Source organism: Streptomyces canus 299MFChir4.1 (assembly GCF_000383615.1).
In the GTDB taxonomy this organism is placed as follows: Bacteria; Actinomycetota; Actinomycetes; order Streptomycetales; family Streptomycetaceae; genus Streptomyces; species Streptomyces canus_C.
The window spans coordinates 228,012-241,843 of the sequence record NZ_KB911584.1; the positions used below are offsets into that span (position 1 = coordinate 228,012).

Here is a 13,832-nt window from a genome sequence, read left to right on the forward strand (position 1 = left end):
TCCGCTGCACCTGCACCTGCCACTGCGGGCAGCAGTGCTGAGCCTCACAGGCGGGGCGGCCAGCCCGGCTCAGGTCGCCCGTCGCTGAGCAAGTTCAGCACCCGCCAGCCTGCCGCCGGGTCGTAGCGCATCACCAACGGCAGGTTCCGCGACAGGTCCGTCGCGATGTCCCCCGCGGCCGGCCGCGGCACCATGTAGACCAGCTCTACATCGAAGTCGAGGACGATGTGCCGGGCCGTCGCCACCCACTCGTGCGCGCCCGGCTTCCACTCCAGCAGGTCCGGCAGCTGCAACGCCTCGAAGACGCACCACAGGGGATGCTCCGGCTGCTCGACGGCGAACGCCTCGACGACGTCGTCCGGATCGAAGCCTGCCCGGTAGGCCGTGACCTCCTGGCCGTACAGCCACGCCTGCGTCATGCAGCGGCGCAGCGTCGGGTCCATGCGCGGCCACGCCTTGGTGAGGCTCTGCTCGCCCCACACGGCCTGCGTGAAGGCGAAGCCGGCGTTACACACGGCAGCGTGCGCCGCATCCTCCTGCTGCTGCGGGGTCAGGTCGTCGAGGTTCATCAGCGGCGCTCCTTGTCGAACTTGCGGAGGGCCTCCTTGATGTCCGCCGCCATGTCAGCCGCGAACCTTCGACGCTCGGACGGGCTCGGCATCGTCAGGCTCTTCACAGTCATGTTCACCGTCACCGCCGTACCGCTACTCGCGCCGCTGGCGACCAGGCTTCGGAACATCTGATGCTCATCGGCGGTGAGGATCGCCTCCGGGCGGCCGGTCCTGTTGACGGCCATGGTCGCGCCAGGCTGAAGCAGGCCGCCCTGGTCGTACTTGGCGACCGGAGCGAACCCCCAGCGCGAGGTGAACAGGCCGTCGTTGGCTCCGCGGGCCCGCTTGCCGATGACCACGCCATCGCCGCCGCGCGACTCCACATTCACGCCGGCCAGAGTTCCGGCCGTATGGCCGACACCCGCATTCGTGATCCCGATTTCAAAGGGGCTCTTCAGGTTACGGACCCAGCCGGCCGGACCGGAGTTCCCGACGAACGCGCCAGTGGCCCAACGGCGATGCGGACGCTCCCCGCGAATCACCGATTCGACAGCCGAGACCAGACCCGAGCAGTCGAAACTGGGGTTGTTATTGCCTCCCCACTGATACGGCTTCCCATTCTGAGTCTTCACCCAGGCCAGAGCCTTTTGGACGGCCGGGCCGCCGAGCGCCTTCTTATCCTCGTTGCCGAACCAGCCCATCATTCCGTCGACGGCCTTGTTCGCCATGTTCTTCAGCAGGCCGCCGAGGGCAGGCCCGCCGGGGATGCGGCTGATCAGTGGACGCACCAGCGCGGACAAGGCCTTGGCTGCCGCGTCCTTCAGGCCGCCGACCACCACGTTCTTCGCCCAGCTGGCCGCCGAGGACACCGCGCCACCCACGGCGCCCGTCACCTTGCCGATGATCCCGCCGTCGGCGAAGTGCTGCGTCGGCCCCTGATACCTGCGCCGCTCGACCTGCTGCGACGGGTTCCCGCCCGTCTTCGTGGGCCGGTCCTGGCCGAGCATCGCGTCGATCGCGCGGTGCCCGCCGAGCTGAGCCACCTGGCCGTTGGACAGGATCCGCTCGCCGGGGGTGAGCATCGCCGGCACCGTGTCGCTGTTGCCCGTACCCGGCACCACGCCACCGCGGTTGAAGCCCAGCGAGACCGCCGGAAGCGAGATCTTCGAGTTGATTTTCCCGGCCAGCGAATTCCACATCTTGCGGATGCCGTTGTTGTAGACGTTCCCGACAACCCACTTCACCGGCCCGGCGAACCGGGACTGAATGCCGGACCACAGGCTGCCGATGCCGTCCCGCAGAGACTTGACCGCATTCAGCATCGACGTCTTGAACTCGCCCATCTTCGAGCGCAGCGTGCTGAAGACACTCGTCGTCTTCGAGGTGACGGTGCTCCACATCGACGACCACGAGCCGGTGATGGACGTCTTCACACCGGACACCCAGTTGGTCATCGACGTCTTCGCGTTCGACAGCGAGTTACGCAGCGGGTTCCAGAAGTTGCTCCAACGGTCCGTGGCACCCTTCCATAGGGCGTTCCACCGGTCGAGGATCGCTTGCTTGAGCTGGGTGTACGTCTCCTTCGTCTTCGTCACCATCATCCGGAACTGGTCGACGTTCCACTTCACGAACTTGGTGATCGTGTCGGTGAACCTCACCATCCAGCCGATCACCGTCACGATCGGCGGCACCAGGTCGTTGATGCCCTTCGTCAGCTGCCCCGACAGGATCCGGGCGAGGCTCACGATGAGCGGCATCAACGGCGTGATCACCTGCATGGCCAGGTTGAGGAACGAGATCGCCAACTGAGTCAGTGGCGGGATCAGCGGCAGCAGCGCCACCATCAGTTGCGGGAACAGCGGCGCCAGTTGGCCGATGAACCGGCCGAGGGACTGCACCGCCGGCACGAGAGCAACGATCACCGGGGCGAGCCCCTGCGCCAGTGCGGCGATGACCGGCGTCAGCTGTGCGCCGAATGCCGAAATCACCGGGGCGAGCGCCTTGACGATGGCGCCGATCAGCTTCCCGAGGGGCTCCAGCAGTGGCGTGAGGCCCCGCACGAGGCCGACGAGGATGTCACCGATGTCCGACACCACCGGCAGGAGGGCGTCGATGATTGGCGCGAGGGCCTTGCCGAGCGTCTCGATGAGGTCGACCAGTACCGGCCCGAACTTGTTGGCGAGTTCGATCACGACCGGGGCGAGCTTGGCGAGCAGCGGCAGCACCGCCTGCACGGCCGCTCCGATGCCGGTGGCGATCAGCTTCGCGATGGCGTTGACGGCCTTGAAGATCTCCGTCAGCGCCTTCTGTACTTCCGGCATGGCGGTGATGCGGCGCAGTTCCTTGAAGGCCGCGCCGATCCCGCCGAGGGCGTCTCCGCCGGCGGCGCCCGCCGCCTTCATGACGTTGCCCAACGTGCCGAAGACGTCGCCGATCAGATGCCCGAACTGCACGGCCACGTCGAGGGCCTGGTCGATGACCTTCTCAAGGTGCCCGTTCTTGAACGCCTGGGTGAGCTGCTGACTGAGCCGGTCGGCGAACCCGCCGGCAGCTGAGGTGATCCGCTTGAAGGCAGGTGCCGCCGCGATGCCAACCTGGGTGAGGCCGGTGATGAACTGGCCCGGGATCCGGGCGAGCGGCTTCAGACCGCCGTTCAGGCCCGCGAACAGCTGCTTCAGCTGCCCCGTCTTCCCCAGTTTGGTGACCGCATCGAACGCGTTCTTCGCCATCTGGTTCAGCACGTTGGCGGTACCGGTGAGGCCCTGCCGCAGCGACGGCAGGACCGACGTCGACATGGTCGTGAACTTCTGGCCGAGCCCGGCGAACAGGGTGTTCTGCACGTCGAGCTTCAGGGCCCGCCAGGCGCCCGCCTGAGCGATGACCGCGGACACGAAGGCCCGCGCGTTGGGGGCCAGGCGTGCCATCGCCTCCGCGGTCTTGTTGACGGCCGCAGAACCCGCCGTCTGGGCATCGGCGAGGGCCCGCGCCGCATCGGCCACGGCATCCTGTGCGTCCTTGATGTCGCGCGCACCGTCGACGGCCGCCTTCCGGGCTGCTTCCCTCGCGTCGGCGACGTCCCGTTCGGCGGCTGCAACCTTCTGGGCGCCTTCGACTTGCGTCTGCGATGCGTCCCGCTCTGCCTCCGCCAGGGCGCGGCTCTTATCGCTGACCTCCCGGTTGGCGTCCGCTATCTGCTGCTTAGCATCGACGACAGTCTTCGAGCCGTCGACGCCCGCCTTGTTGGCGTCGGCTGTCTGCGCCTGAAGGCGGGCCGTCTCGGTCTTCTGCTCGTCGAGGGCCTGCACAGCCTTGTCGTAGGCCAGCTGCGCCTTGTCCAAGTCCTCCTTGGATGCGGCGGCACCCTTCGCCTTCACGGCGGCGAGCTCCTGCTCGGCGTCCTGAAGGTCCAGGACTTTCTGCCGCTGGTCGAGTTGGGCGTCCTCCAGCCGGTTGTTCAGGTCTTCGAGTTCCTGGGCGGCTTCCTTGCGGGCGGAGGTGAGGTCCTGCTGTGCCTTACGGGCCGCCCTCTGCGCGTCAGCGAGGTCGCGCTCTGCCTGCGCCACCTGCTGCGCTGCCCTGCGGTTCGCGTCAGCGGCGTCCTGCACGGTCGACTTCAGGCTGCGCTGCGCATCTTCGATCTGCCGGGCCGCATGTACCCGGGCTTCGGCCGCGCGCTGCTCGGCGTCCTTCACGCCCTGCTGGGCTTTGGCGAGGGACCGCTGAGCGTCCTCGACCCGGCGCGCAGAAGCCGCCGCGGCATTCCCCGAGGGGACAGCCGGGGCGAACGCTGCCTTGAACGCGTCACCGATCCCCGAGGTGCCCAGCTTGATCGCGGCGAACGCGGCACCGAGGGAGAGCACCGCGGGCGCGGCTATAGCTGCGGCCGGCCCCATGGCGAGGATGGACTGGCCGAGGGACGCCACCGTCGGCAGCGCCCCGACGGCGAGGGCGACCAGGTTCGCGAGCCGCGACGACAGGATGCCGACACTGGCGACCGAGCTGCCTGCCCCGCCCCCCAGGCCGCCGAGCCCGCCACCGGTCACGTTGGCCCGGATGTCGACGCTGCGGTCGCGGGTGAGAGCGTCAAGGCGGGCGCGGGCCGCGGCCGTGTCGGCATTCGCCTGGATGGTCATCTGCCGACGGCGGGTCAGGTTCGCCAGGGAATCCGCAGCGACCCGGGTATCGACGTCGATACCGATGCGTACCGTGCGGCGCTGCGTCAGATTCCGGATCTCGTTGGCCGCGACCCGGGTGTCGACGTCGGCTCGGATACGGACGACCCGGTCGGCAGTGAGGCGGTCCAACTGGCCGCTGACCCGGCGCATCGCCGAGTCGCTCAGCTGGGCGTCGATGACCGCCTTCAGGACCGTGCGCGAGTGCCGGTCCGCGAACCGGCGCAGCTTCGCCAGGGCTGCCGTGTCGTCGATGTCCAGCGTGACGGTGGCTTTGTTCTTCGACTGCCGGAGCCGCTGCATCGCCCGGTCGTAACCGCTCTCGTCGGCGGTTACTTCAACGTAACCCTCGGCTATGCGAAATGAGCCGGCCACTACGCCACCGCCATCTCGGTGTTGGTGAGCAGCTGATCGAGCCGCAGGTGCAGCGCGTCGGCGAGGGTCGCGGCGACGTCGACTGGCGGCGTGGCGCGGCCGGTCTCGTATGACCAGACGGCATCTTCCGTGCGGCCGACAAGGGCGGCGAGGTGCGAGGCGGGGACGCCGGCGAGCCTGCGCTGATCACGCAGCGCGGCGCCGTTGAAGGCGCGGGCCATGGGGGTGCTCCGAGGTGAGCGGCACGTGGAATGGACGGCCCTACCTGGGCGGACTGTGAGCGGCCTGCTCGTACTGCCCTGGCGCTGCGCCCATCACGGGCACTCGTTTGCGGTCCCATCACGGTCACGCGGCCTGAGTTGAGTCTACTTCAACTGACCTTTGAATCGTAGGACCAGAGGCGCTCTAACCTTTGATTCAAAGGAGAGCCCGCGACTGCACCCGCCTGCGCCGACCCCGGAACGGCTTCCCCTCGCGTGCCAGCACCGTGCCAGCAGCCGCGTAAAACGGCAGGTCAGAACCTTCACACCGCATACCTCATGCGGTTAGTAGGTTGTGCCCCGAAGACTGCGGGAAGCACCTACGATCGCGGCATGAGGGACTCAGACATCACAGAGCGCGTCGTCGGGATTCTCACCCAGACGAACGAGTGGCACCGCAAGTTCAGTGAGGACCCCGACCGCGAGGACGTCGAAGAGTCGGGGACCGTCGGGCACTTCGTGAAGGAGCTGTTCCGGGCCGAGCTCGACATCAGCGGCGACGCCTCCCCGCAGGAAGCCATCAACGCAGCCATGGACGTACTGCAGCCGAGGATTCTGCGCGTCGTGGCCGAATTCGCCTTCGCCTACGCCGAACTCGCTGGCCTCCACGACTCCGGCCGCACGGACGTGTCATCCGATGACGTGCTGCGCCGCATCGCCCTGCGCGCACAGGACGAGTGAAACGACGGCCGATCAGTAGCCCGGATCCTGCTTGCCGATCTTCGTCACGCCCACCCACAGCTTCGCCTGCTGCTCGGAAGTCAGGTCGTCGTCGACGTCCACAGGGATCACCTGCTTGATGGTCCGGCCCGGCTCGATCTTCGGCGTCGTACCCGTTCCACCGCCACCGGCCTTCTCGCCCGTCGGGCCGCCGATCGCCGCGGTCAGCTCGTACTCGTACACGACCGGCTTGGCGCACGGGTTCGAGAACGCGTAGGTGACGTTGACGGTGCGCGGCCCGCCAGTCACGGCGCCGAGCAACTGGGCTTGCTGGCCCGACCCGTCCGCCGGGATGCCGCACGGATCCGACGCGGTCTTCACGACCTTCACGTCGTCGAGGGCGGGCATGCCGGCCTCCGGCTTGTACGGCAGCTTCTCCTTGGGGATCGCCACGACCAGGCGGCCGGACAGTGTGGGCACGCCCCCGGTGAGCCCCTTGGGGGCGCTGCTGCTGGCGGCCGGCTTCGGCGCCGAGGTGGTGGCGCTGGGCTGCTCACTGCTCTCCGGCTTGCTGCTGCTGCATGCGCTGACGAGCAGGATGGCGGCGATGGGAATGATGACGCGGCGCACGGGCCCCCCTTTGGTGGTGCGTAGTCGTGCGAACACGGTGACAGCCGGGCAACGGGGGCATGCGGATGTTTCCGTACCGTGACGGACCCTCAGGGCACATGACTGCGCCCGGCCTCCGTGGGGGTGAAGGCCGGGCGTAAATCATCGCGTGAGGAATTCAGGCCGCGGGCGGGCTGTCCTCTCCGCCCCAGCCGGGGGCGGTCGTCGGGCCCGTGGCGGCCTGCTGGCGTGCCAGGAGGCGCGCGCGGCGCTGCTCGGCCGCCGACCGCGTCTCCAGCTCGACCTCATCCGGCTCCGGCTTCCCGAGCGCCCGCGCGGCCAGGCGCTCCGCGGCCGTCGCCTTCCTCGTCTTCGGCTTCTCAGGCATCCGCGTGCCCCTTCTCCCACTCGGGCCCGAGGGCCTGCGCCGCCATCTGCCGGTCGTACTCCGACAGCGGCGGCCGGGCCTGCGCACGCCGTACACGGGCGCTCTGCATGGTCGCAGCGATCCGCTCGGCCCGCTCCTGCTCGGCCTGGTCCCGCGCCTCCTGTGCGGCCTCACGGCGCTCGGCGGCCGTCATCTGGCCCGCCTCCGCCGCACCCAACTCGGCCTCCCTCTCCTCCGTAGCCTCCCGGCGGCGCTCCTGGCGCTCACGCATCCCCGCCAGAACCTTCTCGGCCCAGTCACTCATGTCAGATCTCCCTTTCGTTGACCCCGCGCTCCGCGAAGCCGTGGTGCGGCGCCCGTACCGGGCCGGCTAGTCGATGCCTTCGGGCAGGCCGTCGAGGGCGTCGCGGAGGTAGCCGCGGAGCATGGCGAGCTGTTGCTTGATGGGGGCCTCGGCGGCGGCGCGGCTGTCGAGGCTGACGGGCGCCTTCCCGGGCTTGGTTGACGCGTGGAGTGCTGCGGCCTGGCCGGCTTCGGCGAGGTGGTCGGCGGCTTGGCGGATGCTGGCCGCGGCGGCTTCCACGGCGTTGTGGAAGGAGCTGGCGGCCGAGTCGCGGATGGCGGTCGTCGAGCTGCCGCCGATCTTTCCGTAGGCGCTGAGCGCTTCGTCGATGGCGGCCTGCGCCTGGTCGGCCTCGTCTTGCAGGCGGGTTTTGTCGGCGGGGGCTGCGCTGCGCAGCGCCTGGTCGATGGTCGCCTTGGCGGTGGCGGCCTGTCCGAGGGTTTCGAGCGCCTGGCGGACGCTGTCGGGCAGGTGTGCGGCGTTGAGTTCGATGCGCAGCGGCGGGTTGAGGGGGCGGCTGACGCCGATCGTGGTGAGGGGCCTGGGCATGCGGTTCTCCTTGGATGGATGCCAGGGGTCCTCATTGGTGAGGACCCCTTTGCGGTGTGGCCGGTCGGTCAGGCGTCGATGGGCGGCACAGGCGGCAGGGCGTCGAGGCTCTCCTGCAGGCAGCGCAGCATGGCGACAGCCTTGGCGCGGGTCTGGCGGTCGATGCCGATACGGGCGGGACTGTTGGCCGCGGTGTCGTACAGGTGGGCGTGAATCCCCAGGCTGTGGACGGCCGCCTTGGCGTCCTCGATGGCCCGCTCCAGCTTCCGCGCGGCGTAGGTGTAAGCCTCGCGATGGTGCTGCTGGTTGGCTTCGGAGGTCGCGAACGCGGTGTCGGTGAGGTTGTTCCACGCCTCGGTGAGAGCGTCGCCGGTCTTCTCGACGGCGGGCCGGTTGGTGGAGATCTTCGCGAACGCCTTGTGGTGCTTCTCCTGCGCGTCGAGGGCCTGGTCGAGGGCTTCGAGGATGCGCGGCGGCAGGGTGCTGCGGTCGTGCGGCACCTCGATGCTGTGCGGGGAGTGCTGGGGCGGGGTGATCTGGACGGTGCTGCCGTTGAAGGACATTGGGATCTCCTGGTGTTCAGGCGCCGGATGCGGCGGGGCTGGTGTTGGTGAAGGGGTCGAGGGTGGGGGCGAGTTGCCGCCCGAGGGCGCGGAGTTTCGCGGCGTGCCGCTTGGCGAGGCCGGCGGCCCGGCGCGTGGCCTGTTCCTCGCGCTCCTGCCGCTTGCGTTCTTCCTCGGCGCGGACGCGGGCAATGCGCGCGGCTATCGCGGCCTCGACATGGCTAGTCACGATCGACCCTCCCGCAGGACGCGCAGCCCACGGGCGATCGCCCACGCCGTCGCCCGCTCCGCCTTCGCAGGCGACAGGCCGGCCGGGATGCTCACCTGCACGCGGACGGTGCCGCCCTCGGCGACGACCGGGCCGTTCGGCCTGAGCTTCGCCTCGGCTTCGTCCAGCCGCGCCAGGAGAGCCTGCGCGTCCCGCGGGTTGGCTTCGTAGAGGGCTTTCACTGCGGCGAGTTCGGACGCGAACACGGGGTTCCGCTTCCAGCCGGCCACGGTCGACGGACTCACCTCGGCGGCCTGAGCCGCAACCCGGTTGGACTGGCCTCCGGCCAGGTGCAGCAGCGCGGAAACCTTGCGGCTCGCGGGGGTAGTGGCGCTCATCTTGGGCTTCCCTTCGGTCGGGTGGCGGCCGGTCGTCCGTCGTAGGTGGGCATCCATGGCCGGCCGCGGGGGCAGGCTTTGGTGCCGCGTTGCGGGGGGAGCGGGCCGGGCTTGCAGCCGTGGCGCTGCGGGGTGGTGCAGTCCACGACGAACCAGAAGCGGCGCCAGGCGGTGCTGAGGCTCATGTCGAGGGCGGTGGCAGCCTGGCGGAAGGTGAGGCGGTCGCCGAGGACGAGCTGCATGACGGCCACGCCCTGGTCGACCTTGATGGTGTAGTCGAGGCGCAGGTAGGGGGTTGGTCCTCCGCGTCGTGGGCTCATCCGTTTCACCTTCAACGTTGTTGTGGGGGGTTGTCGGGGCTTGCATGGGTCGGCTGTTTTCGGGGGCTTCCATGGGTCGCGGGAAGGACCGTGCATGGGGTCGGCGGGAAAGCGGGGCTTGCATGGGGTCCCGGATGCCTGTGGGAGCCGGGTCAGTGCCAGTTGAGGTGCTGGCCGGGTGCGTCGAAGGCGCGGATGCCGTCGGGTCGCATGCGGCCGGTCAGGTCGCGGTACAGGTCGTGGCTGGCCTCGCTGCGGTGTTCGTCGCAGACGACGATGCACAGCGGGTTGTCGTCCTCGCCTTTCGCCAGGCAGAGGCCGAGCGGCCCGTCGTCCTCGACAACCTTCTCGACGGCGAGGGTGGCGAGGGTCGCCGGCTCGGTGCAGCCGTCAGGCTCCTGGCAGGTGAGGCCCCTGATGAGCCCCGGGATCCGCTCGATGCGGGTCTGAAGGATGGCGTACTGGTGGTCCCGAACGTCGTCGGCGAGCGCGGTGAGCGGGCCTTGGATGAGCGTGCGATCGGTCATGGCTGGTTCCTTCGCTGTGAGCTGGGTCTTTACGGGATCCCGTAAAGTTCCGGGGCGCGGCCGGGCCCGATTCCCGCGGGCCCGGCCGGTGTTGTGCGGGTCAGATGGTGCGGGCGATCTGCCGGAGCGCCGTGGACGCCAACAGGTAGTGGCGGCCTGAGAGCGGTTCGACCTTTCCGCCGTGACTGCCGGTGATGAGGACCGGGCCGTGGATGTGCAGCGTGGGCGGGTCGTCGGTGTGGCACTGCAGGAGCTGGGTCGCCAGTTCGTTGTGCGGCCGCTCGCCGAGCGCCTCCTCGTCGCACCAAAGGTCCCAGCCACCAGGCAGGCCTACGTGTTCGACCAGGCTGCAGCGCAGGACGGCCGCCGCATACTCGGCGAAGTTCTCAGGGTTGGCGGGCAGGTTGAGCGGGATGATGTCCTGCTCCTCGGTGACGAGGATGACGTCGGGCTGGCCGGTCTCCATGGACTCGGCGAGCTGCTCGATGGTCGTGGTCACTGGTTCTCCTTGGTGACGTCAGCTGTGCGCGGGCTCGATGGGTGCGGGCGGGAAGGTGAGAACGACGCGGACCGCGGCCCCGTTGAACTCGCCGTCGGCGGCCATGCCGATCCACTCGTCGTCGGCGTCCGTGCTGCCGGTCACGGTCAGCTCGGTGCCGAGCAGCAGGGCGATGTCGCCGGCGAGGGCATCACGCATGTCGGCGCGGCCCACGGTCCACGGGATTGCCACCAAGACGGCGTCCGGGGTGACGGTCATCTGCGGGTGCACGCCGTACAGGTCGCGGAGTGCGGCGAGCGACTGGGTGAGGCGAGCCGCCCGGGTGAAAGCCAGGCGGGCGGTCTTTGCGGTGGTCATTGCGGGCTCCTTCAGGCGGTGCGCGGGACGATGACGTCCCCGTCGGTGGGCAGGTCGCGGGTGATGGCGGCGAGTTCGGTTCGCTCGATGTCGGTCATCAGCGGCATGACGTCGCCGAACGTCGCCCCGGCGGGCAGCGTCGCGAAGTAGGGCGCGGTGAGTTCCCGGATGCGGGTCAGGCCGGCGATGTGCTCGCGTTCCTCGTCGAGGAGTCGGGCGGTGATGTCTGCGGCGGCCCGCAGTTCGGCGCGGGTCGCGGTGGCGGCGAGGGCCAGCTCGACGGCGGCGAGTGCGCGGGTGGCTCGTTCGACGAGCAGGACGACGACATCCGTGCGGATGCGGGTGAGCGGTCGGTGGGACTGGGGCAGGTCTTCGGTCACTGGGTCTCCTGTCGTTTGCGGCTCCTGCGGTGGGAGTCGCAGTTCCATCCGTCGTGCGGACGGAAGCCTGGTTGGGCATGGAGCGGCGGGGTGGGTCTAAGGGACGTGCAGGGATAGGTGAGGTGGGGGGTGCGCTCACGTTCCACCCCTCTTTAGAGGGGGGTGGAAACGTGAAGCTGGGAGCGTGAAGCGCGTGAATGAAGGCGTGAAGCTGTGAACTGCGGAAACGTTCTGAGCGTGAAGCGCGTGTGAGGTGCGTGAGGCTTCACGCCGAAATGGCCGCGTGAAGCAGTTCGTGAAGCTGCCCGCCCGCTTCACGACGCCTGCCGCAACTGGAGGTAGTAGGTCGCCGGACTGGTCTTCGACGGGCCGTCGTGCCGGATCAGGTGACCCGCTTCCCGGAGGGTCTCCAGCTTCCGGCGGGCCTTCTCAACCTGTGCTGCGCTCGGCTTGTTCGTGTCGAACAGGGACTCGGCTGCGCGCCGTGCCGTGAGCCCATCGGGGCCTCCGCCGCGAACGAGGTCGAACAGGTCGGTCGTGTGCTGCACGGTCGAGATGCCGGTCAGGTGGTCGTGTACGACACGGAACGGGCCGACCTCGTTCATGGGCTGCTTCAGGTGGCGAAGGGAGACGACGGGATCGCCGGGTTCGCCGTAGAGGGAGACGATCGAGCCGCTTCCGGATGTGATCCACACGGAGCCGTACACGTCGGCGATGGTGTTCGGCTCGCCGCCGTTGGTTCCAGCCTTTCGGTTGTGGTGCAGCTCTAGAACTTGGACACCAGCCGCTAGGGCGCGTTGCCGTGCCCGGTTCCAGCCTGCTCCGACGGGATCCTCAGACAGGCCGATCGCTGCGTCTTTGAGGCTGTCGACGATGACGGTGTCGGCTTTGGCGCGCTCGCACATGGCGGCGAGGATGTCCGTGCGCTTGGCCAGGTCGAACGGGGGCGGCCCCTTCCAGACCACGAGGTTCTCGTCGAGGACTTCCCGGCTGTCCTTGGCGAACAGTCGGTTGGCGGCGCGTTGGGCCTGCGCGGGCCTGTCCATGGCCAGGTAAAGGACGCGGTTCCCCTTCGCTACGGGGAAGCCAAGGACATCGCTTTGAAGGCCGAGCCGTGCGCGAACGAGCTGGAAGGCGACGGTCGTCTTACCGACGCCCTGCGGCGCGGCGATGATCAGTGATTCCCCCTCAGCCCAGAGGACTTCACCACCTGCTCCCCAGATGGCGGGCGGGGTGTCGGGGACGTCGAGGACGAACGAGCCGCCGGACATGAACGACTGAGGCAGTTCATCGCTTTCGTCGTTGGCCTCAGCCTCGGCGTGGGCGTCACTCTCCGCCTTGACGTCGTCCGCCCATTGAGGGTTGTTGTTCATGCGGTCGCCGCCGTATCTCCCGGGTACGGGAGAGGCGTCCACACCTTGAGGAACTCGGCGTCGGTGTGTCCGGCTGCGAAGTGGTCGGCAGCGTCTTTGCCGGTGGCGGCCTGGACTACATACACAGAGCGGGCCACGTTGCGGAGGGTCTCAACGACGTGCTCAGCGTGCCGACGGCCGGGGATGTCTCGGTCGGCGACGATGGTGATGTCTGCGCCGCGGAGGAACTGGGCGTGTTCGTCGGTCCACTTGCCGGCACCGGCCGCGTTGCATGTCGCCTGTAGCCCGTGGTCGACGAGGGCGTGCACGTCCTTCTCGCCTTCGGCGATCCAGATGACACGGTCCGCAGCGATGGCCTTGAGGATGTCGGGGAGGCGGTAGGGGACCACGCGGACGAGTCGGTTCCCCTCTTTGTCGTTGAGGCTCCAGCGGCGCCCTGACTTGGTCCCGTTGTCGGGCCGCCATTGGGCGAAGCACTTGTGATCGCACCTTGTGACGCCGTGGACGATGCCGCCCCTCTCGTCGCGGTACAGGTACTGGGCGACCCGCTTGTGTCCGCGTTCCCGGCAGGGGATCCAGGTGTCGTCGGCTGGTCGGTCCTGCTGCCGTTCGAGCGGCTCGTCGTACAGGTCGGACTCGGTCCAACCGATCGCGGCGAGGAACTCCCGGTTGCCCTGGCACTTGTGGCAGAAGATCACCACGCCGCCGTTGTTGCCTCGCCGGATCGCAACAGTGTCGGGAGAGTCGCCGTCGTGGCAGATGCCCTGTGCCCGCAGCGCTCCGCCCTGGTAACGGGTCGGGACGCCACGGTCGCGGAGGACGTCCGCGAGGCGATTGAAGGCGATACTCACTCTTCGTTCTCCGTGCTGTTGAGGACGGCGATGACGCCGTCCGCGAGGTAGTTGACGGTTGTGCACCAGCGGCGCGCACAGGCCCGTACTGCGCGCGGGTTGGGCTGTTCGGCGAGGTGTGCCCGGAGGCTGTCGGTGACGAGTTCGCGGCGGGCGCGTTCCCGCATCCACTGCTCGCTCAGCTGCTCCCGGGGCCCGCTGTGCATGGCGTCGGGCATGTCGGGCTGTTCGCCCGGTAGTCGCATCGCGGGCCGCACTACACTCGGGGTTGAGGAAGTCGGCGCCTTCGCGGGTGCTGCGTTGGGGTCTGGAGCTTGGGCGAGCTCCGGGCCCCTCTCTCGTGTCGCCATGTTCTTGGTCCGTTCGCGAGACGGAGACCGGTGCGGGTTGTGGTGCTTCCCCCTCTTGGTGAGGGCGGCCTCGCGATATGGGTCTTGGTGCCGCGCCCG

The 13,832-nt window shown here is 68.9% G+C and carries 20 protein-coding genes; 2 read left to right on the top strand and 18 right to left on the bottom strand.

Annotated features, from left to right (window positions below; genetic code table 11):
• Positions 1-44: 44 nt before the first annotated feature.
• Together H293_RS0109095 and H293_RS0109100 are read right to left on the bottom strand one after the other, a co-directional pair.
• Complete coding sequence (locus tag H293_RS0109095) at positions 45-569, bottom strand: hypothetical protein (protein ID WP_020117558.1); 525 nt, start codon at positions 567-569, stop codon at positions 45-47.
• The gene (locus tag H293_RS0109100) at positions 569-4,243 is read right to left on the bottom strand and encodes an NlpC/P60 family protein (RefSeq protein WP_259294445.1); all 3,675 of its coding nucleotides are present in this window, start codon (positions 4,241-4,243) and stop codon (positions 569-571) included. The genes H293_RS0109095 and H293_RS0109100 overlap by 1 nt, the downstream gene beginning before the upstream one ends.
• Here H293_RS0109100 and H293_RS59980 point away from each other — a divergent pair.
• A complete protein-coding gene (locus H293_RS59980) occupies positions 4,202-5,089 on the top strand; it encodes a hypothetical protein (protein WP_259294446.1) in 888 nt (295 codons plus the stop codon). The genes H293_RS0109100 and H293_RS59980 overlap by 42 nt on opposite strands.
• A gap of 8 nt (positions 5,090-5,097) precedes the next feature.
• Here the strand turns inward: H293_RS59980 and H293_RS0109105 are convergent, their stop codons facing one another.
• Positions 5,098-5,319: a helix-turn-helix domain-containing protein gene (locus H293_RS0109105; RefSeq protein WP_020117560.1), complete on the bottom strand. Its 222-nt coding sequence runs from the start codon at positions 5,317-5,319 to the stop codon at positions 5,098-5,100.
• A gap of 372 nt (positions 5,320-5,691) precedes the next feature.
• On the opposite strand from H293_RS0109105, the gene H293_RS0109110 reads away from it, so the two are divergent.
• The gene (locus H293_RS0109110) at positions 5,692-6,039 is read left to right on the top strand and encodes a hypothetical protein (RefSeq protein ID WP_020117561.1); all 348 of its coding nucleotides are present in this window, start codon (positions 5,692-5,694) and stop codon (positions 6,037-6,039) included.
• A 12-nt stretch (positions 6,040-6,051) separates the two neighbouring features.
• On the opposite strand, the gene H293_RS0109115 is transcribed toward H293_RS0109110, so the two are convergent.
• From H293_RS0109115 to H293_RS49265, 15 genes are all read right to left on the bottom strand, one after another.
• Positions 6,052-6,648 carry a hypothetical protein gene (locus tag H293_RS0109115; protein ID WP_020117562.1) on the bottom strand — a complete coding sequence of 199 codons (597 nt, stop codon included), beginning with the start codon at positions 6,646-6,648 and terminating at the stop codon, positions 6,052-6,054.
• 157 nt (positions 6,649-6,805) lie between these two features.
• Complete coding sequence (locus H293_RS0109120; protein ID WP_020117563.1) at positions 6,806-7,015, bottom strand: hypothetical protein; 210 nt, start codon at positions 7,013-7,015, stop codon at positions 6,806-6,808.
• Positions 7,008-7,319 (bottom strand): hypothetical protein, encoded by a 312-nt coding sequence (locus H293_RS58395; RefSeq protein WP_020117564.1) that lies wholly within the window; start codon positions 7,317-7,319, stop codon positions 7,008-7,010. Before H293_RS58395 ends, H293_RS0109120 begins: the two co-directional genes overlap by 8 nt.
• Before the next feature lie 66 nt (positions 7,320-7,385).
• The gene (locus H293_RS0109130) at positions 7,386-7,907 is read right to left on the bottom strand and encodes a hypothetical protein (protein ID WP_020117565.1); all 522 of its coding nucleotides are present in this window, start codon (positions 7,905-7,907) and stop codon (positions 7,386-7,388) included.
• Positions 7,908-7,975: 68 nt separating this feature from the next.
• The gene (locus H293_RS0109135; RefSeq protein WP_020117566.1) at positions 7,976-8,470 is read right to left on the bottom strand and encodes a hypothetical protein; all 495 of its coding nucleotides are present in this window, start codon (positions 8,468-8,470) and stop codon (positions 7,976-7,978) included.
• A gap of 16 nt (positions 8,471-8,486) precedes the next feature.
• The gene (locus tag H293_RS0109140; protein ID WP_020117567.1) at positions 8,487-8,699 is read right to left on the bottom strand and encodes a hypothetical protein; all 213 of its coding nucleotides are present in this window, start codon (positions 8,697-8,699) and stop codon (positions 8,487-8,489) included.
• Complete coding sequence (locus H293_RS0109145) at positions 8,696-9,076, bottom strand: hypothetical protein (protein WP_020117568.1); 381 nt, start codon at positions 9,074-9,076, stop codon at positions 8,696-8,698. Before H293_RS0109145 ends, H293_RS0109140 begins: the two co-directional genes overlap by 4 nt.
• A complete protein-coding gene (locus tag H293_RS0109150) occupies positions 9,073-9,396 on the bottom strand; it encodes a hypothetical protein (protein ID WP_020117569.1) in 324 nt (107 codons plus the stop codon). The genes H293_RS0109145 and H293_RS0109150 overlap by 4 nt, the downstream gene beginning before the upstream one ends.
• 152 nt (positions 9,397-9,548) lie before the next feature.
• Positions 9,549-9,923 carry a hypothetical protein gene (locus tag H293_RS0109155; protein WP_020117570.1) on the bottom strand — a complete coding sequence of 125 codons (375 nt, stop codon included), beginning with the start codon at positions 9,921-9,923 and terminating at the stop codon, positions 9,549-9,551.
• 100 nt (positions 9,924-10,023) lie between these two features.
• Entirely contained in the window at positions 10,024-10,422 is a 399-nt protein-coding gene (locus tag H293_RS0109160) for a hypothetical protein (RefSeq protein ID WP_020117571.1), read from the bottom strand.
• An 18-nt stretch (positions 10,423-10,440) separates the two neighbouring features.
• Positions 10,441-10,779, bottom strand: coding sequence for a hypothetical protein (locus tag H293_RS0109165; RefSeq protein WP_020117572.1), 339 nt, complete (start codon positions 10,777-10,779; stop codon positions 10,441-10,443).
• An 11-nt stretch (positions 10,780-10,790) separates the two neighbouring features.
• Entirely contained in the window at positions 10,791-11,159 is a 369-nt protein-coding gene (locus tag H293_RS0109170; protein ID WP_020117573.1) for a hypothetical protein, read from the bottom strand.
• Between the two features lie 314 nt (positions 11,160-11,473).
• Positions 11,474-12,532 carry an AAA family ATPase gene (locus tag H293_RS0109175; protein ID WP_020117574.1) on the bottom strand — a complete coding sequence of 353 codons (1,059 nt, stop codon included), beginning with the start codon at positions 12,530-12,532 and terminating at the stop codon, positions 11,474-11,476.
• Positions 12,529-13,383 (bottom strand): toprim domain-containing protein, encoded by an 855-nt coding sequence (locus tag H293_RS0109180; protein ID WP_020117575.1) that lies wholly within the window; start codon positions 13,381-13,383, stop codon positions 12,529-12,531. Before H293_RS0109180 ends, H293_RS0109175 begins: the two co-directional genes overlap by 4 nt.
• A complete protein-coding gene (locus H293_RS49265) occupies positions 13,380-13,601 on the bottom strand; it encodes a hypothetical protein (protein ID WP_020117576.1) in 222 nt (73 codons plus the stop codon). The genes H293_RS0109180 and H293_RS49265 overlap by 4 nt, the downstream gene beginning before the upstream one ends.
• Positions 13,602-13,832 lie beyond the last annotated feature (231 nt).